Origin of the sequence: Rhizobium sp. YJ-22 (genome assembly GCF_029601685.1) — a bacterium.
In the GTDB taxonomy this organism is placed as follows: Bacteria; Pseudomonadota; Alphaproteobacteria; order Rhizobiales; family Rhizobiaceae; genus Metarhizobium.
On record NZ_JARRIR010000008.1, the window covers coordinates 301,707 to 318,764 of the forward strand.

Genomic DNA, 17,058 nt, shown 5'->3' on the forward strand with positions numbered 1-17,058 from the left:
GCAATGACTGCTGGAGATTATTTCATGACGAATTCGCCTGTCTGGGACTCGCTCGCCAGCAATGCCGAAAGCCTGTCTCCCGAAAACATTTCCCGCCTTCTCAAGGGCCTGCCGCTGAAGGCGCAGATGGTGATGCGCAAGTTGGCGCATCTGGAAAACGGTTCTCTCGCGCTGCAGCTTCCCGATGGCCGCCGGCTGCTGGTCAAGGGCAAGGCGGGCGGCCCGGCCGCAGCCATAAAGCTCAACAACTGGAACCTGCCGCAGCGGGCGCTGACCGGCGGCACGATCGGCGTCGCCGAAAGCTATATGGACGGCGACTGGGAAAGCCCGGACGCAGGCGCCTTCATGGAACTCTTCCTCGTCAACGAGAAGATGGGATCGAGCATTCCCAACGGCGCCAAGGGCCTGTTGCGGCTCATCGAGCGTTTCCGCCACTGGCGCAACGAGAACACCCGCGCCGGCTCGCGCCGCAACATCGCCGCCCATTACGATCTCGGCAACGAATTCTACAAGCAGTGGCTGGACCCGACGATGACCTATTCGTCGGCGATCTATTCCACCGGCGCCGGCGACCTCACGGCAGCGCAGACCGCCAAGTATCGCAGCCTTGCGGAAAGCGCGGGCCTGCGCGCCGGCGATCATGTGCTGGAAATCGGCTGCGGCTGGGGCGGTTTCGCCGAATTCGCCGCCCGCGAGGTCGGCTGCAAGGTCACAGGCCTGACGATCAGCCGCGAACAACTCGCCTATGCGCGGGAGCGCATGCACAAGGCGGGGCTCAACGAACGCGTCAATCTCAAATTCCAGGACTACCGCGACGAGACAGACACTTATGACGGTATCGTTTCCATCGAGATGTTCGAGGCGGTCGGCGAAAAATACTGGCCGACCTATTTCGCCAAGCTTGACCAATGTTTGAAGCCTGGCGGCCGGGCCGGCCTGCAGATCATCACCATCAAGCCGGAATCCTATCAGGAGTATCACGACAACCCGGATTTCATCCAGAAATACGTCTTCCCCGGCGGCATGCTGCCGACACGCGAGCATCTCGTCTCGCTCGGTCGCGCCGCCAATCTCGCCATGGTCAAGGATTTCGGCTTCGGGCTGGATTATGCCCGCACGCTGGGCGAATGGCGCGAGCGCTTCTGGTCGGTCTGGGACCGGGTGCGGCCGCTCGGTTTCGACGAGCGTTTCCGCCGGTTGTGGGAGTTCTACTTCTTCTACTGCGAAGCCGGTTTCCGCGCCCGCAACATCGATGTGCGGCAGGTGGTTTTCGCCAAGGGCTGAACGCCGCCTCACACCATGACGAAAGATGAATTTTGCGGGCCGCCTTCCCGTGAAGGAACAGAATTTCTTGATCTATCGGCCTTGTGAACCGAAAACAGGGCACCTATCCTATTCCTCAACGAGAAGGCATGAGTCATGGCGTTTCACCCGTCTGTCCTGGAAGCAATCGGCAATACGCCGCTGATTCGCTTGAACGGCGCATCGCAAGCGACAGGCTGCACCATTCTGGGCAAGGCGGAATTTCTCAATCCCGGCCAGTCGGTCAAGGATCGCGCGGCGCTGTTCATCATCCGCGATGCCGAGAAGAAGGGCTTGTTGCGCCCGGGCGGCGTGATCGTCGAGGGCACCGCCGGCAATACCGGCATCGGCCTGACGCTGGTCGCCAAGGCGCTCGGCTATCGCACGGTGATCGTCATCCCGGAAACCCAGAGCCAGGAAAAGAAGGACGCGCTGCGCCTGCTCGGCGCCGAACTGGTCGAAGTGCCGGCCGTGCCCTACAAGAACCCGAACAACTACGTGAAGGTCTCCGGGCGCCTCGCCGAGCAACTGGCAAAGACCGAGCCGAACGGCGCCATCTGGGCCAACCAGTTCGACAACGTCGCCAACCGTCAGGCTCATATCGATACTACCGCGCCGGAAATCTGGCGCGATACCGATGGCAAGGTCGATGGCTTCGTCGCGTCCGTCGGCTCGGGCGGCACGCTGGCGGGTGTGGCGGCAGGCCTGCGCGGCTTCAGCGACAAGGTCAAGATCGCCATTGCCGATCCTCTGGGGGCGGCGCTTTATGAATATTACAAGCATGGGGAGTTGAAGAGCGAGGGTTCTTCGATCACCGAAGGCATCGGCCAAGGCCGCATCACGGCCAATCTCGAAGGCTTCACGCCCGATTACGCCTACCAGATCCCGGATGCGGAAGCGCTCGACGTCGTCTTCGACCTGGTGGAAAACGAGGGCCTCTGCCTCGGCGGCTCCAGCGGCATCAACATCGCCGGCGCCATTCGCCTGGCGCGCGATCTCGGCCCCGGCCACACCATCGTCACCATTCTCTGCGACTACGGCAACCGCTACCAGTCGAAGATGTTCAACCCGGAATTCCTCTCCTCCAAGGGCCTGCCGGTGCCGGCCTGGATGGAGAAAAACCCCGATATTTCCATCCCTTACGAGGCTGCTTGAACTCCGATGCCTGTGAATGCGCTGTTCCGTGACGATTTCTATCTTTCCACCTGCGAAGCCACGGTAACAGCGGTTCACGAGGACGGCGGCATCGAGTTAGACCAGACCTGCTTTTACGCCACCTCCGGCGGCCAGCCGGGGGATAGCGGCTTTCTGGAGCGCGAGGACGGCTCGCGCATCCTGCTCGGCCCGGCGAAAACCGGCGCCACCAAGGACGTCATCATCCATGTGCCGCTTGAAGGACAGCCCTTGCCTTCTGTCGGCGAAAAGCTGGTGCTGCATATCGACTGGCAACGCCGCTACAAGCTGATGCGCATGCACACTGCCTGCCATATCCTTTCCGTCGTCTGCCCCTATCCGATCACGGGCGCGGCCGTCGGCGAGGAGGAAAGCCGCGTCGATATCGACATGGGCGAACTGGCCGACAAGGACGTGGTGACCGCGAAGATGATGGAACTGGTGACCCAGAACCATCCCGTCTACGTGCAATGGATCACCGACGAGGAACTGGCGGCCAATCCCGGCATCGTCAAATCGAAGAATGTCCGCCCGCCGGTCGGGCTCGGCCGTGTCAGCCTCGTCTGCATCGGTGAGAACGCCGCCATCGACAGCCAGCCCTGCGGCGGCACGCATGTTTCCGAGACGCAGGAAGTCGGCCCGATCTACATCTCGAAGATCGAGAAGAAGGGCAAGGAAAACAGGCGCTTCCGCATTCGTTTCGGAACGCCGGACGCCGTGGCCTGAGCCAAAAGCACATACGATAAAGCAGGAGTCCTTTTGATGAGCGATACCGCAAGCCGTTTCGTCGTATCCGCAGACTGGTTGCAGCAGCGGCTTGCCGATCCCGCCATCCGCATCCTCGACGCCTCCTTCTACCTGCCGGCGCACAAGCGCGATGCCGAGGCCGAATATGCCGCCGGGCACATTCCCGGCGCGATCCGCTTCGATCAGGACAGGATCGCCGATCATTCGACGCCACTGCCGCATATGGTGCCGACGCCGGAGATCTTTGCCGAGGAAGTCGGTCGGCTCGGCATCTCCGATCGCCACATCATCGTCGTCTATGACGGCATAGGCCTGTTCGCATCGCCGCGCGTCTGGTGGCTGTTCCGCATCATGGGCGCGAAGAATGTCTTCGTGCTCGATGGCGGGCTGGACGGCTGGAAGGCCGAGGGCCGACCACTGACCACGGCGCTACCCGATTTCGCCCCCGAAACCTTCCACGCGAGTTTCGACGCCAGCCGCGTCGTCGATTTCGAGACCATGCGCCGGATCGTCGACACTCACGCGATGCAGATTGCCGATGCGCGCGGCCCCGGTCGTTTCAACGGCACGGAGCCCGAACCGCGCGCCGGCATGCGCTCCGGCCATATGCCGGGCGCCGTCAACCTGCCCTCCGGCGTCTTCGCCGAAAAGGGCCGCTTCAAATCGCTGCCAGAATTGGAGCGCATCGTCACCGGCGCCGGTATCGATCTTTCGAAACCGGTAGTCACCACTTGCGGCTCCGGCATTACGGCGGCAATCATCACGCTGGCCCTCGAATCGCTGGGGCATGGCGACAACAAGTTGTATGACGGCTCATGGACGGAATGGGGCGCCCGCCCAGATACCGCCGTGACGACGGGCAAGGTCATGGATAAGGAATGAGAATGTCGGCGGAACTTCCGGTTCACATCACGAAGCTGGAGATGGCGGCGCCACCGAAGGCCAGCCTTCCGGTTCCGGTGAACATTCAGACCGCCATCATGCGTGCGCCGGAGATTCCGCTGCCGTTCTACCGTTATCTCTATCGCCAGGTCGGCGCCCGCTGGCATTGGGTCGACCGTCTGCGCATGGAAGACGATGCGCTCGCCGCGACCGTCCATGCACCGCAGAACACGGTGACCGTCCTTTACGTCAATGGCGCTCCGGCCGGGTTCTTCGAGCTTTTGAAGATCGAGGACGATATCGTCGAACTCACCCATTTCGGCCTGATCGAACATGCGCTCGGCCTCGGCATCGGCAAGTGGTTCCTGCTGCAGGCTCTCTATGCCGCCTGGCAGGACAGTCCGAAGAAGGTGGTCACCACCACCAACAATTTCGATCATCCCCGTGCGCTGCAACTCTACCAGATGTTCGGCTTCTCACCGGTCTCGACAAGCAGCGCCACGCTGACGCCGATCGCCGAGGCGGAATGGCGCGATCTCGCCGCCCGCTTCTGATCAGACGAAAAAGCCCGAAAGCCCTTGTCCGGCGCTATAGGCCGCATAGGCGAGCGCGGTGAAATAGGCTGTCGTTGCCGCGAGGAAGGCATAGCCTGCAATCACCATAACACCGTCGCGTTGCAACATGCCAGTCGCCACCAGCAGGATGGCGACACCCGGCAGCGTGTTGGAAAAGGGAATGAGACCGATCGGAAACATCAGCAGGATGCCGCCATAGAGTATCGCCGCTCCGTTCAGGCGGTTGACCAGGGCCGTGCCGGTAACGGCGGAGAGGCGCGGACGCACGAAACGATCGAGCCGGGCGATGAGATCGACACCTTTTCGCAAGGCGGGAATCAATTTTTCGGTCTCGATATGCCGCTCGCTGATTTTCGACGGCAGCCAGGGCATGCGGTTCAGCATGATAGCCAGGCTGATCAGAATGATCGCCGCCCCGAAGACGGTGCTGACGCCGGGAATTGAGACGGGAATCAGGAAAGGCACGCAAAGCAGGATGCAGAGCAGCAGCAGCCCCTGCTCACCCATGGCCCCCATCAATTGCCGCAGCGTCACCGTCTCTCCCTCGATGGACGCGATCGTCCGCCGAAGAGTGTCGCCCATCTTTTCCCTGGTATCCGAAAATTCGATGCTCACGCGATCCGTTCCTGTTTGCCGACGCAGATTAGGCCAGGCACGCACCCAAGGGAAACGGGTTACGGTAACGCAACGGCGGGCCGCCCCGCTTGCGCAAGGCGACCCGCCGATAAAGATGACCGCGAATTGTTCCTAGCGCCGGGCCAGCAGGCCAAGGACATAGGCGATGCCAGCGGTGGCGGCCAGCATGAATAGCGGCTCCTCGCGCACGCGCTCGCGGGCGCGCTCGACGATCAGATTGGCCTCTTCCGCCGCCAGATTCTTGGCGCCGCTGCCGAGCGCCGAAACGCTTTCCGTCAGCTTGGCGAGATCGGCACGCAAATTTGCGATCTGCGCAGAAATGTCGTCTGCAGCCGCCTCGGTTTCGAGCTTGGCGGTGCTTTTCGGATCGACCATGGGGAACCTCCATTCGGGACTGTGTCGCCCCATCAACGCATGACGGGTACCTCGGTTCCCTCCCCGCCCGATTTTAGTCGCGAATGCGCCGATATGGGCCTTTTCTGACGACACAGCTTCATTTCCATGAAACTTTCATTTAAGTAACGGCGATTGTTTCGCCGCATGGGGCGATAAGTAAGACGAGGTTTGCATTCCGATGCTTGAAACGTTGCGAGTTGCCGCAAAGACCTGGGTTGCCAAAGGCCTGCTTCTGCTTCTGGTCGCGTCCTTCGCGATCTGGGGCGTCTCGCGGACGATCATGCACGACATGTCGAACAGCGTGATCACGGTCGGCGACCAGAACGTCACCGCCGGTGAGTTCCGCCTCGCCTACCAGCGGCAGGTCGCCAATATCAGCCGCCAGTTCGGCACGCAGCTCACGCCCGACCAGGCCCGCGCCTTCGGCATCGACCAGCAGGTCTTCGCCCAGCTTGTCGCTGGCGCAGCACTCGATCAGCTGTCGCAGGACATGCATCTCGGCCTTTCCGAGGATCGCCTGGCGCAGCTCATCGCCGAAGACCCGGCCTTCCATGCCGTCAACGGTCAGTTCGATCGCCAGCTGTTCACCACGCGCCTGCGCAACGCCAACCTGAACGAAAACGACTATATCAAGGAACGCAGCAAGGTTGCCGTGCGCGCCCAGATCGTCGATGCCGTTTCGGATGGCTTCACACCACCGGCAACGCTGGTCGATGCCCTGAAGCATTACCGCAACGAAAGCCGCGGCATCGATTACCTGCTGCTTTCCTCCGCCAATATCGACCCCGTGAAAGCCCCGACTGACGAGGTACTCACCGCCTGGTTCGACACGGTGAAAAGCCGCTACCGCGCGCCCGAATACCGCAAGTTCACCTATGTCAAGCTGGAGCCGGCCGATATCGCCAATCCCGCAGGGATCACCGACGACGAGATCAAGGCCGATTTCGAGAAGCGCAAGGACAGCTACAAGACGCCGGAAACCCGCACCGTCGAGCAGCTCACCTTCCCGAACAAGGAAATGGCCGATGGCGCGGCGAATGCGCTGCGCAACGGCACGACCTTCGACCAGCTGGTCACCGACCAGGGCAAGACCTCGGCCGACGTGCTGCTCGGCGATTTCACCAAGGATGCTATGGTCGACCAGAAAGTCGCCGATGCCGCCTTCGCGGTGAAGGCCGCCGGTGGCACGACGCCGGTCGTCGAAGGCGCCTTCGGCCCGGTCATCGTCCGCATCACCAATATCCGCCCGGAAACCACCAAGACACTGGACGAGGTCAAGGAAGAGATTCGCAAGGATCTGGCCGTCGCCAATGCCAGCAGCGAAATTCTCAACGTCCATGACCGCTTCGAAGACGCCCGCGCCAATGGCGCCAGCCTCGCCGATGCCGCCAAGGAGCAGAAGCTCAACGCCGTTACCGTTCCCGCCGTCGATGCCAGCGGCAACGACCAGCAGGGCAATCCGGTCAAGGATATCCCCGGCGCCGGTGCGCTGCTGACCGAAGTCTTCAAATCGGATGTCGGCGCCGAGACCACCCCGGTTTCGCTCGGCAATGACGGCTATGCGTGGTTCGAAGTGCAGGACATTATCGCCGAACACGACCGCCCGCTGGCCGAAGTCAAGGACAAGGTCGTTGCCGACTGGACGGCCGAACAGCAGAAGCAGGCGCTTGCCGCCCGCGCCGCAGCCCTTAAGGACGAAGTCGCCAAAGGCAAGCCGCTGGAAGAGGTCGCCACCGCGCTCGGCCTCGCCGTCGAGAAGAAGGCCGGCCTGCGCCGCAACACCGACGATCCGGTTCTCGGCCGCGCCGCCGTTGCCGCCGCCTTCGGTGGCCCGCTCGGCACCGTCGCCAATGCCGTTTCCGCCGATGGCGACGGGCAGGTGCTGCTCAAGGTCACCGAGGTCAACGAGCAGCCGACGACCGACGTCCTCGACCGCAACGACGACCAGGTGACGCAGATCGCCAAGACCGCCGGCGACGACATTCTCGACCAGATGGTCAGCGAGTTGCAGACCGCATACGGTGTGTCGATCAACCGCGCACTCGCCGACCAGGCGATGAACGTCCGCTAAACGCGGCCGACGAGGGAGGCATAGGCATGAGCCAGTTGAAACCCCTGCTCGCAAAGGCCGCGTCGCGGGAGCCCCTGACGCGCGCCGAATCGCGGGAAGCCTTCGAGATCCTGATGTCGGGCGAAGCCACGCCCTCGCAGATCGGCGGTCTGCTGATGGCGCTGCGCGTGCGCGGCGAGACGGTCGACGAGATCGTCGGCGCCGTCGAAACCATGCGCTCCAAGATGCTGCGGGTCGCTGCGCCTGCCGATGCCGTCGACATCGTCGGCACCGGCGGCGACGGCATCGGCACCTACAATATCTCGACGCTGGCGGCGCTGATCGTCGCCGGCTGCGGCGTTCCGGTCGCCAAGCATGGTAACAAGGCGCTCAGTTCCAAATCCGGCACGGCGGACGCGCTGACCGCGCTCGGCGTCAACCTGGATATCAGCCCCGAGCATATCAGCCGCTGCATCAGCGATGCCGGCATCGGCTTCATGTTCGCGCAACTGCATCATTCCGCCATGCGCCATGTCGGCCCGAGCCGCGTCGAGCTTGGCACGCGCACCATCTTCAACCTGCTCGGGCCCCTCTCCAGCCCGGCCGGCGTCCGTCGCCAACTGCTCGGCGTCTTCGCCCTGCAATGGGTCGAGCCGTTGGCCGAAGTGCTGCGCGATCTCGGCTCGGAAACGGTCTGGGTCGTGCATGGCGAAGGCATGGACGAAATCACCACCACCGGCGTCACCAAGGTCGCGGCGCTGGAGAACGGCAAGATCCGCACCTTCGAACTGACCCCGCGCGATTTCGGCGTCGAGCCGGCGCGGCTGGACGACCTCAAGGGCGGCGACGGCCAAGTCAACGCCGCCGCGCTGCGCGCCGTCATGTCCGGCGCCCGCAATGCCTATCGCGACATCGCGCTCTGCAATGCCGCCGCCGCCCTCGTCGTCGCCGGCAAGGCGGAGACCATTGCCGACGCCATGCGGCTTGCGGCACAATCGCTCGACAGCGGTTCGGCTGCCGCGGCGCTGGACCGTCTCGTCGCCGTCTCCAACGAGAAGGACTGATCGGCCATGACGGACATCCTGCGCAAGATCGAGACCTACAAGCGCGAGGAAATCGCCGCCGCGAAGGCGCGCACCTCGCTTGCCGACCTCAAGGCGATGGCCGCCGGCCAGTCCGCCCCGCGCGGCTTCTATAGGGCGTTGCGGGCCAAGCAGGCCGATGGTCTTTTCGGCCTGATCGCCGAGATCAAGAAGGCCAGCCCCTCCAAGGGCCTGATCCGTCCGGATTTCGATCCCCCGGCGCTTGCCAAGGCTTACGAAGCCGGCGGCGCGGCCTGCCTTTCGGTGCTGACGGATACGCCGAGCTTCCAAGGCGCGCCCGAATTCCTGGCCGCCGCCCGCGACGCCTGCGCCCTGCCGGCGCTACGCAAGGATTTCATGTTCGAGACCTATCAGGTGCATGAAGCCCGCGCCTGGGGCGCGGATTGCATCCTGCTGATCATGGCAAGCCTCAGCGACGACGACGCCAAACGGCTGGAAGACGAAGCCTTCTCGCTCGGCATGGACGTGCTGGTGGAGGTGCATGACGCCGAAGAGATGGAGCGGGCGCTGAAACTCGCCTCGCCGCTGGTCGGTATCAACAACCGCAACCTGCGCACCTTCGAGGTCAGCCTCACGGTATCGGAAGAGCTGGCCGGCATGGTCCCGGCCGACCGGCTGCTGGTCGGCGAAAGCGGCATCTTCACCCATGCCGATTGCGAACGGCTGAAGGCAAGCGGCATCTCCACCTTCCTCGTCGGCGAAAGCCTGATGCGGAAGGACGACGTGACCGCCGCCACCCGGACGCTTCTGACCGGCGACGCCGGCATTCTCGCGGCGGAATGACCATGAGCGGCCCGCGCCTGACCCATATCGACGCGGCCGGTGAGGCGCATATGGTCGATGTCGGCGACAAGGCCGAAACGACCCGCATCGCCACCGCCGAAGGCCGGGTGCGCATGGCGCCGGAAACGCTGAAGCTGATCCTTGAGGGCAACGCCAAGAAGGGCGACGTCATCGGCACGGCGCGGCTGGCCGGCATCATGGCCGCCAAGCAGACCGCCAGCCTCATCCCGCTCTGCCATCCGCTGATGCTGACCAAGGTCGGCGTCGAGATCGAGCCGGATCATGCCCTGCCGGGCCTGAGGATCGTGGCGACCGCGAAACTCACCGGCCGCACCGGCGTCGAGATGGAAGCGCTCACCGCCGTCTCCGTCGCGGCGCTGACCATCTACGACATGGCCAAGGCCGCCGACAAGGCCATGGAAATCACCGGCATCCGCCTTCTGGAAAAGACCGGCGGCAAATCCGGCGATTACCGCCGCGACGAGACAAAGCCATGAGCCTGCTCCCCGTCTCCACCGCCCTGCAGCGCCTGCTCGACAAGGCCGCGCCGACGACGGCGACCGAAACCATCGCCCTTCACGACGCCAATGGCCGCGTGCTGGCGACGGACCTCGCCGCCGGCCTGACGCAACCGCCCTTCGACGCCTCTGCCATGGACGGCTATGCGCTGCGCGCCGAGGACGCCGTATCGATCGGCACGGAGCTTATCGTTATCGGCGAATCGGCTGCCGGCCGCAGTTTTGCCGGAACGGTCGGCGCGGGCGAGGCGGTGCGCATCTTCACCGGCGCCCCGGTTCCCTCCGGCGCCGATACCGTGCTCATCCAGGAGGATGCCGAGCGGCTCAACGGCAACCGCATCCGCACCGGTTTCGTCTCCCTCAAGGGCCGCCATATCCGCCCGCGCGGGCAGGATTTTGCCGAAGGCGAAGTGGTGCTCAATGCCGGTACCCGGCTTGACTACACGACGCTGACGGTCGCCGCAGCGATGAACCATGCGGCCGTGAGCGTCTATCGCAAGCCGCTGGTCGCTATCCTCGCCACCGGCGATGAGCTGGTGACGCCGGGCGCCCCGCGCGGCCCGGACCAGATCGTCGCTTCCAACACATACGGCATCGCCACGCTGGCCCGCGATTGCGGCGCCGATATCCTCGACCTCGGCATCGTGCCCGACGACCGCGCCGCGATCACCGCCGCAATCGGCCGGGCGATTGCCGCTCATGCCGATGTGCTGGTGACGCTCGGCGGCGCTTCCGTCGGCGATCACGATCTCGTGCAATCGACGCTGATTGCCGCCGGCATGGAGCTGGATTTCTGGCGCATCGCCATGCGGCCGGGCAAGCCACTGATGGTCGGCAATCTTGGCCCTATGCAGGTGCTCGGCCTGCCCGGCAATCCCGTCTCGACGCTGGTTTGCGGTCTCCTGTTCATGGAGCCGCTGCTCTCGGCGCTCGCGCGCCAGCCGCAGCCGAACCGCGCCACGACCGCGCTGACGGCCATGGCCCTGCCCGCCAACGACCAGCGCCAGGACCATCTGCGCGCCCGGCTGTCACGGGATAGTGAGGGCCAGTTGTGGGTGGAAAGTTTCGGCAAGCAGGATTCGTCGATGATGAAAATCTTCGCCCATTCCGATTGCCTGATCGTGCGCCGCCCGCATGCGCCGGAATTGCCGGCAGGCGCGCCCTGCCCGATCCTGCTTTTGCGTCCTTTTCGCGACGGCTGAAAACATATCCCCGTAATTCCACATGTTTCGCACAAGTTTCGTTGGACCCGCCCGGCGAGGCCGCACTAACTGTTTAACAAATGACGAATCAGCCGGACCATAGGGACTATCGCGTTATGCTCGAACGGACGCCGAGGCAGCGGGAACTGCATGTCGGTTTCAAGATGCTCTGCGAAAAGCTGCTGACGCGCGACGGCTACATGATCATGGAATCCGGCTGGAAACAGAAGGTCGCCCGCGCCCCGGTCCAGGCCGCAGACCTCCTGATCAAGCGCCCCAGCGATCCCGACACCACCGTCGTCGAATCGAAATTCTACCGCTCGCGCCGCATCGATCCCGTGCTGCTGCGCAATGCGCTGGACGAGTTGAAGCGCCATCGCGAGACGAAGAAGAGCAAATCGGCGCTGCTGATCGTCTCGGCCCAGACCACCCCCGCCATGCGGCAGGAGGCGGAAAAACTCGGTGTCACGCTGTGGGGCTTTGCCGAACTGTTGCAGATGACGGCGAAAACGCCGTCGCTGGCCGACAATCTCGCCGATCTCCTGCGCGACGGCGATCCCTCGACCGGCGACGTCTTTGCCGCCGAACTTGCCGTGCTGGAGGAACAATCCGGCCGCCAGCGCCCGCGCGGCGAAGGTGCCAAGATCGCCGCCGATCTCGACCTCGTCAAACCGATGCGCGACGGCAACAAGCGATTCGCCCAGCTTTGCGACCGGGCGATCCGTTATCTCTTCTCGGAGCAATTCCATCGCTGGGCGCCGCAGAACAATCCGGAAGACGGGTTGTTCCGCCCCGACCTGATCGCCCGCCTCGCCGCCGGCCATGATTTCTGGAGCGCGCTTTCGGGCGATTTCGACGGGCGCTACGGCCTGTTCCTGTTTCCCAACCAGGCCGAACCGCTCGGCCATGGCGCTATCCTCTCCGCCGAACGCTTCCTCTCTCGCCCGGCCCTGCGCCCCATGCTGCTGGTCGTCAGCCGCGCCGGCCTCGACGCCGGTGGCCGCCGCGCCGTGCAGGAAGCCCTGCGCCAGCGCGGCCACCTGATCCTGTCGCTGACGCTCGCCGAATTGAAGGACATGCTGACGGCCCGGGATCTCGGCGACGAATTCCACGACGTCTTGATCGACCGGATGTCGGAAATGTTGACCGACCTATCGATCTGATCTCTAAGAACGAAAAACCGGCCACATGGACCGGGGTCGGACTGGTGACAAACCTTGCCCCGCACTCTGTCGTCATCCTTGGGCTTGTCCCAAGGATCTGCTCACGCTCACCAAACATTGGCGGTAATAGATTTATTTTGCGTGCTTGGATGCTCGGCACAAGGCCGAGCATGACGGTGGAGGGATTTTGTCATTAGCCTGACCCCGGCCGCATGGACCGGGGTTTTTGGTTGTTGGAATGGGCCGCCTCAGACGAGGCGGCTCTGTTCCAGCGCGGCCTCGATGAAGCTCGCAAACAGCGGATGCGGATCGAACGGTCTGCTCTTCAGTTCCGGGTGATACTGGACGCCGATGAACCACGGGTGATCGGGATATTCCACCGTTTCCGGCAGCACACCATCCGGCGACATGCCGGAGAATACCAGGCCGCAGGACTCCAGCCGATCCTTGTAATCGACATTGACCTCGTAGCGGTGGCGATGGCGCTCGGAAATATCCGTCGAGCCGTAGATATCGGCGATCTTCGTGCCCTTCTTCAGCGCCGCCTTATAGGCGCCGAGACGCATGGTGCCGCCGAGATCGCCGGCAGCGACCCGCTTTTCAAGCTGGTTGCCCTTGATCCATTCAGTCATCAGGCCGACGACCGGCTCGCTGGTCGGGCCGAATTCGGTGGAGGAGGCCTCCTCGACGCCGGCGAGATTGCGCGCCGCCTCGATGACCGCCATCTGCATGCCGAAGCAGATGCCGAAATACGGCACCTTGCGCTCACGCGCGAAGCGGGCCGCCAGGATCTTGCCTTCCGAACCGCGCTCGCCAAAACCGCCGGGAACGAGGATGCCATGCACCTTTTCCAGATAGGGCGTCGGGTCTTCCTTCTCGAAGACTTCCGATTCGATCCATTCCAGCTTGACGCGGGCGCGGTTGGCGATGCCGCCGTGATACAGCGCCTCGATCAGCGACTTATAGGCATCCTTGAGGCCGGTATACTTGCCGACGATGGCGATGGTCACCTCGCCCTCCGGCGTGCGGATGCGGTTGCAGACCTCTTCCCACTGCTCTAGGCGTGGCTTGGGCGCCGGCTCGATGCCGAAGGCGGCCAGAACCTCGTTGTCGAGGCCTTCCTTGTGATAGGCCATCGGCACGTCATAGATGTGCGCCACGTCCAGCGCCTGGATGACGGCGGAGGGACGCACGTTGCAGAACAGCGACAGCTTGCGGCGTTCGGCTTCCGGGATTTCCCGGTCGGCGCGCACCAGCAGGATGTCGGGATGGATGCCCAGCGCCTGCAGCTCCTTGACGGAATGCTGCGTCGGCTTGGTCTTGAGTTCGCCGGCCGCCGGGATATAGGGCATCAGGGTCAGGTGGACATAGATCGCCGTGCCGCGCGGCAGGTCGTTGCCGAGCTGGCGGATCGCCTCCATGAACGGCATCGCCTCGATATCGCCGACCGTGCCGCCGATTTCGCAGATGACGAAGTCGTAATCGTCATTGCCTTCGGTGACGAAGTCCTTGATCTCGTTGGTGACGTGCGGGATGACCTGCACGGTCGCGCCGAGATAGTCGCCGCGGCGTTCCTTGTCGATGATGTTCTTGTAGATGCGACCGGTGGTGATGTTGTCGGTCTTGGTGGCCGAACGCCCGGTAAAGCGCTCATAGTGGCCGAGATCGAGATCCGTCTCCGCGCCGTCGTCGGTGACGAACACTTCCCCGTGTTGGGTCGGGCTCATCGTGCCGGGATCGACGTTGAGATAGGGGTCAAGTTTCCGCAGGCGCACGCGATATCCGCGCGCCTGAAGCAAAGCTCCGAGTGCGGCTGCCGCAATTCCTTTTCCGAGGGAAGAAACCACGCCGCCTGTGATGAATACATATCGCGCCATGGGAGTCACCGGATACCTTTTCACAAACGATTCCGCCAGCCCTAAAAGACATCGTCACGATGTTTCCTGGGGACAGGCGGCGGATATTGAACAAAAGAAAACCGGCAGGTCTTGCGAACCTGCCGGGATGGGATCGAGGCGGGGACGGGTTATTGCCCCGTCGGAACGCCCGTATTGGTGGCCGGAGCCGCCGGGGCCGGCGTCGTGGCCGCGCCATCGGTCGGAACTGCCGTGCCTTCGCCCGGAGCCGGCGTGCCGGTGCCCTGAGCCGGGCCGAGCTGGTCGAGAACGCCGCTGCCCTGGCCGGCCGTGCCCTGCTGGATACGGTCGAGGATATCGGTCGGGCGCGATTCGAAGCGCGACAGGATGCCGAGGCCGAGCGAGGTCGCGAAGAACAGCGCCGCCAGGATTGCAGTGGTGCGCGTCAGCGCATTGGCCGTGCCGCGCGCCGACATGAAGCCGGAGCCGCCGCCGATGCCGAGCCCGCCGCCTTCCGAACGCTGGATCAGCACGACGCCCACCAGGGCGAGCACGATCATGAGATGAATGACGATCAATACGGTCTGCATGGGTTTCCAGTCCTGCCCTGAACCAGGGCAAAGTCAAAACGCGTTTGGCGGCTCTTTACATGAGGCCGCGGCCTATTCCAAGCCCCTGCGTGGTTTTCTCAATCCAGCAATTCTTTATACGCACCATAAATGGCGAGGAAATCCGCCGCTTTCAAGCTGGCGCCGCCGACCAGCGCGCCGTCGACATTGGCAATGCCCATCAGCTCGACCGCGTTGGAAGGCTTGACCGAGCCGCCGTAAAGAATGCGCATCACCTTGCCGGCGGCGCCGAAACGGGCGACCAGCTCGGCGCGCATGAAGGCATGGGCCTCCTCGACATCCGCCGCCGTCGGCGTCAGGCCGGTGCCGATCGCCCAGACCGGCTCATACGCGATGACGGTGTTTTCCGCCGTCGCACCGTCCGGCACTGAACCAGCAAGCTGGCGCTTGAGGATGTCCAGCGTCTGTCCGTTCTTGCGCTCGTCCGCCGTCTCGCCGATGCAGACGATGGCGGTGAGATCGGCATCATGGGCGGCTTCGGCCTTGGCGCGCACCAGATGGTCGGTCTCGGCGTGGTCGGTGCGGCGCTCGGAATGGCCGACGATGACATAGGTGCCGAAGCAATCGGCGATCATGGCGGCGGAAATATCGCCGGTATGGGCGCCGGAGACGTTCTGGTGGCAATCCTGCGCGCCGATGGCCAGCGGGCTGTCGGTGCAGAGCGCGGTCGCGACATAGAGCAGCGTCGAGGGCGGGCAGATCAGCGCCTCGACCTTGGCGGCCATCGGGCCGCTGACGCCGGCGGCAATCGCCTTGATCTGGTCCAGCGAGTCGCGGGTGCCGTTCATCTTCCAGTTTCCCGCCACCAGCGGACGCACGTCAGGGGTCATTCTCGTCGTTCCTTGCTTGTCGTGTGCGGGAAATACCTGCCCTGCCGTCAGCCGACTTACGCTACGGCAAGGCGCTCTTCCCTTGAAATTCCTCGGTCTCTGTCTTAACCGGACTTTCCGCATAATCAACGGGATTTGCGGCCGCCCGCCGCAAGTCCGCCCGATTCAGCCGCAGAAGATCGCCGGAACTTTCGATTTCGCGTCTGCGTTTCTACGAGAGGGAAAGGATCACGAGATATGAGCGACCTTCTTGTTCATTACGCGGTGATCGGCGCCATTGCGACGGTCATCACCAGCGCCCTGTACGTCGCCTTGCACGGCTGACCGCAGATCAACGCGAAAGCAGCCAGTTCAGAACCTCGCGCCAGTCGGTCATGCGCACCGGCGTTCCATGCGAACCTGTTTCGAAAAGGGTGAAACGCACCGGATAACCCGCCTTGTGCAGCCGGTCGTAGAGGGCGATCTGGTCGGTCGCGGCATAGACCTTGTCGGCGCTGCCATGGGTGAAGAAAACAGGCTTTTTCGCCTTGTGGAATGCGCTCTTGGAAAAGTCCGGATCGGTCGCCCCACCCAGAACCGCCATGCCGGACAAGGCCGCAACGGCCTTCGCATCGCGCGAAACACCCCAGCAGATGAAACTGCCCATCGAGGCGCAGGTGAGGATCACCGGCCGGCCGGGCGCCTGCGCTGCCGTATGGGCGATGAGATCGGCAATCGCCGTTGCACCGGCGCTGTCGAAGCTTTTGACGCTCGGGGCGTAATAGACGCCGCCGTTTTCCACCGCGAGGTTCTTCAGCCGGTTGAAATTACCGCCGAACGTATAGTCGTTGGCCCCCAGCCGGCGATCACCCCCGCGCCCGTGGATGAAGATGACGGTGAAGGCCGCCCCTGTCGCCTGGCCGGCGCGAAAGACATCCAGCGGGCCGGAGGGCAGCGCCAGCGTCTCGTTCGCCTGCGCCTTGCGGACGCCGAGCGAGACATAGGCGGATTTGACCCGCTTTTCGGGGATCTGGTCGCGGCCGTTGATGTCGCGCATTTCCTGGTAATCGACATGGCGGAAATCGCCGCCGTCGCGCTGGTCGAGGAGAATCTGTGCCGAAAACAGCTCGTCCTTGAACGGTTTCAGCGCCCCCGCAGCCTGCGACAAAGCCGGCGAAACCAGCGAAAATGCCGCCGCCAAGGCCAGAAAACGGAAATGAACTGTGGACATGTG

Annotated in this window: 17 protein-coding genes; 11 read left to right on the forward strand and 6 right to left on the reverse strand. The window is 63.6% G+C overall.

Annotation, left to right across the window (positions count from 1 at the left end; translation table 11 throughout):
- Nucleotides 1-24: 24 nt before the first annotated feature.
- From P7F60_RS19955 to P7F60_RS19975, 5 genes are all read left to right on the forward strand, one after another.
- Nucleotides 25-1,284 (forward strand): cyclopropane-fatty-acyl-phospholipid synthase family protein, encoded by a 1,260-nt coding sequence (locus P7F60_RS19955; RefSeq protein ID WP_277919435.1) that lies wholly within the window; start codon nucleotides 25-27, stop codon nucleotides 1,282-1,284.
- 135 nt (nucleotides 1,285-1,419) lie between these two features.
- Nucleotides 1,420-2,457, forward strand: coding sequence for a cysteine synthase A (locus tag P7F60_RS19960; RefSeq protein ID WP_277919436.1), 1,038 nt, complete (start codon nucleotides 1,420-1,422; stop codon nucleotides 2,455-2,457).
- Between the two features lie 6 nt (nucleotides 2,458-2,463).
- Nucleotides 2,464-3,201 (forward strand): alanyl-tRNA editing protein, encoded by a 738-nt coding sequence (locus P7F60_RS19965; RefSeq protein ID WP_277919437.1) that lies wholly within the window; start codon nucleotides 2,464-2,466, stop codon nucleotides 3,199-3,201.
- Nucleotides 3,202-3,237: 36 nt separating this feature from the next.
- Nucleotides 3,238-4,104 carry a 3-mercaptopyruvate sulfurtransferase gene (gene sseA / locus P7F60_RS19970; protein WP_277919438.1) on the forward strand — a complete coding sequence of 289 codons (867 nt, stop codon included), beginning with the start codon at nucleotides 3,238-3,240 and terminating at the stop codon, nucleotides 4,102-4,104.
- A complete protein-coding gene (locus P7F60_RS19975; protein WP_277919439.1) occupies nucleotides 4,101-4,658 on the forward strand; it encodes a GNAT family N-acetyltransferase in 558 nt (185 codons plus the stop codon). The genes sseA and P7F60_RS19975 overlap by 4 nt, the downstream gene beginning before the upstream one ends.
- Here the strand turns inward: P7F60_RS19975 and P7F60_RS19980 are convergent, their stop codons facing one another.
- Together P7F60_RS19980 and P7F60_RS19985 are read right to left on the reverse strand one after the other, a co-directional pair.
- On the reverse strand, nucleotides 4,659-5,294 hold the full coding sequence (locus P7F60_RS19980) for an exopolysaccharide biosynthesis protein (protein ID WP_277919440.1): 636 nt from the start codon (nucleotides 5,292-5,294) through the stop codon (nucleotides 4,659-4,661).
- A 132-nt stretch (nucleotides 5,295-5,426) separates the two neighbouring features.
- Nucleotides 5,427-5,690: a hypothetical protein gene (locus tag P7F60_RS19985; RefSeq protein ID WP_277919441.1), complete on the reverse strand. Its 264-nt coding sequence runs from the start codon at nucleotides 5,688-5,690 to the stop codon at nucleotides 5,427-5,429.
- Nucleotides 5,691-5,889: 199 nt separating this feature from the next.
- Here P7F60_RS19985 and P7F60_RS19990 point away from each other — a divergent pair, with 199 nt between their 5' ends.
- From P7F60_RS19990 to P7F60_RS20015, 6 genes are all read left to right on the forward strand, one after another.
- Nucleotides 5,890-7,782: a peptidylprolyl isomerase gene (locus P7F60_RS19990; RefSeq protein ID WP_277919442.1), complete on the forward strand. Its 1,893-nt coding sequence runs from the start codon at nucleotides 5,890-5,892 to the stop codon at nucleotides 7,780-7,782.
- A gap of 26 nt (nucleotides 7,783-7,808) precedes the next feature.
- Complete coding sequence (trpD, locus tag P7F60_RS19995) at nucleotides 7,809-8,825, forward strand: anthranilate phosphoribosyltransferase (protein ID WP_277919443.1); 1,017 nt, start codon at nucleotides 7,809-7,811, stop codon at nucleotides 8,823-8,825.
- 6 nt (nucleotides 8,826-8,831) lie between these two features.
- A complete protein-coding gene (gene trpC, locus P7F60_RS20000) occupies nucleotides 8,832-9,647 on the forward strand; it encodes an indole-3-glycerol phosphate synthase TrpC (protein ID WP_277919444.1) in 816 nt (271 codons plus the stop codon).
- Between the two features lie 2 nt (nucleotides 9,648-9,649).
- On the forward strand, nucleotides 9,650-10,144 hold the full coding sequence (moaC, locus tag P7F60_RS20005) for a cyclic pyranopterin monophosphate synthase MoaC (RefSeq protein WP_277919445.1): 495 nt from the start codon (nucleotides 9,650-9,652) through the stop codon (nucleotides 10,142-10,144).
- Nucleotides 10,141-11,367 (forward strand): gephyrin-like molybdotransferase Glp, encoded by a 1,227-nt coding sequence (glp, locus tag P7F60_RS20010; protein WP_277919446.1) that lies wholly within the window; start codon nucleotides 10,141-10,143, stop codon nucleotides 11,365-11,367. Before moaC ends, glp begins: the two co-directional genes overlap by 4 nt.
- 116 nt (nucleotides 11,368-11,483) lie before the next feature.
- On the forward strand, nucleotides 11,484-12,530 hold the full coding sequence (locus tag P7F60_RS20015; RefSeq protein ID WP_277919447.1) for a restriction endonuclease: 1,047 nt from the start codon (nucleotides 11,484-11,486) through the stop codon (nucleotides 12,528-12,530).
- Between the two features lie 248 nt (nucleotides 12,531-12,778).
- On the opposite strand, the gene P7F60_RS20020 is transcribed toward P7F60_RS20015, so the two are convergent.
- The 4 genes from P7F60_RS20020 to P7F60_RS20035 all read right to left on the reverse strand — a co-directional run bounded on the left by P7F60_RS20020 (nucleotide 12,779) and on the right by P7F60_RS20035 (nucleotide 17,055).
- The gene (locus P7F60_RS20020; RefSeq protein WP_277919502.1) at nucleotides 12,779-14,416 is read right to left on the reverse strand and encodes a CTP synthase; all 1,638 of its coding nucleotides are present in this window, start codon (nucleotides 14,414-14,416) and stop codon (nucleotides 12,779-12,781) included.
- Nucleotides 14,417-14,556: 140 nt separating this feature from the next.
- Nucleotides 14,557-14,976 carry a preprotein translocase subunit SecG gene (gene secG, locus P7F60_RS20025; protein WP_277919449.1) on the reverse strand — a complete coding sequence of 140 codons (420 nt, stop codon included), beginning with the start codon at nucleotides 14,974-14,976 and terminating at the stop codon, nucleotides 14,557-14,559.
- A 98-nt stretch (nucleotides 14,977-15,074) separates the two neighbouring features.
- Nucleotides 15,075-15,845, reverse strand: coding sequence for a triose-phosphate isomerase (tpiA, locus tag P7F60_RS20030; protein ID WP_277919450.1), 771 nt, complete (start codon nucleotides 15,843-15,845; stop codon nucleotides 15,075-15,077).
- Nucleotides 15,846-16,176: 331 nt separating this feature from the next.
- Nucleotides 16,177-17,055, reverse strand: coding sequence for an alpha/beta hydrolase (locus P7F60_RS20035; protein WP_277919451.1), 879 nt, complete (start codon nucleotides 17,053-17,055; stop codon nucleotides 16,177-16,179).
- Nucleotides 17,056-17,058: the final 3 nt, after the last annotated feature.

Coding starts and splice junctions, on each gene's coding strand:
- P7F60_RS19990 (WP_277919442.1), top strand. CDS start 5,890: ATGCTTGAAACGTTGCGAGTTGCCGCAAAGACCTGGGTTGCCAAAGGC.
- P7F60_RS19965 (WP_277919437.1), top strand. CDS start 2,464: ATGCCTGTGAATGCGCTGTTCCGTGACGATTTCTATCTTTCCACCTGC.
- tpiA (WP_277919450.1), bottom strand. CDS start 15,845: ATGACCCCTGACGTGCGTCCGCTGGTGGCGGGAAACTGGAAGATGAAC.
- P7F60_RS19975 (WP_277919439.1), top strand. CDS start 4,101: ATGAGAATGTCGGCGGAACTTCCGGTTCACATCACGAAGCTGGAGATG.
- trpD (WP_277919443.1), top strand. CDS start 7,809: ATGAGCCAGTTGAAACCCCTGCTCGCAAAGGCCGCGTCGCGGGAGCCC.
- glp (WP_277919446.1), top strand. CDS start 10,141: ATGAGCCTGCTCCCCGTCTCCACCGCCCTGCAGCGCCTGCTCGACAAG.
- secG (WP_277919449.1), bottom strand. CDS start 14,976: ATGCAGACCGTATTGATCGTCATTCATCTCATGATCGTGCTCGCCCTG.
- sseA (WP_277919438.1), top strand. CDS start 3,238: ATGAGCGATACCGCAAGCCGTTTCGTCGTATCCGCAGACTGGTTGCAG.
- trpC (WP_277919444.1), top strand. CDS start 8,832: ATGACGGACATCCTGCGCAAGATCGAGACCTACAAGCGCGAGGAAATC.
- P7F60_RS19985 (WP_277919441.1), bottom strand. CDS start 5,690: ATGGTCGATCCGAAAAGCACCGCCAAGCTCGAAACCGAGGCGGCTGCA.
- P7F60_RS20035 (WP_277919451.1), bottom strand. CDS start 17,055: ATGTCCACAGTTCATTTCCGTTTTCTGGCCTTGGCGGCGGCATTTTCG.
- P7F60_RS20015 (WP_277919447.1), top strand. CDS start 11,484: ATGCTCGAACGGACGCCGAGGCAGCGGGAACTGCATGTCGGTTTCAAG.
- P7F60_RS19955 (WP_277919435.1), top strand. CDS start 25: ATGACGAATTCGCCTGTCTGGGACTCGCTCGCCAGCAATGCCGAAAGC.
- moaC (WP_277919445.1), top strand. CDS start 9,650: ATGAGCGGCCCGCGCCTGACCCATATCGACGCGGCCGGTGAGGCGCAT.
- P7F60_RS19960 (WP_277919436.1), top strand. CDS start 1,420: ATGGCGTTTCACCCGTCTGTCCTGGAAGCAATCGGCAATACGCCGCTG.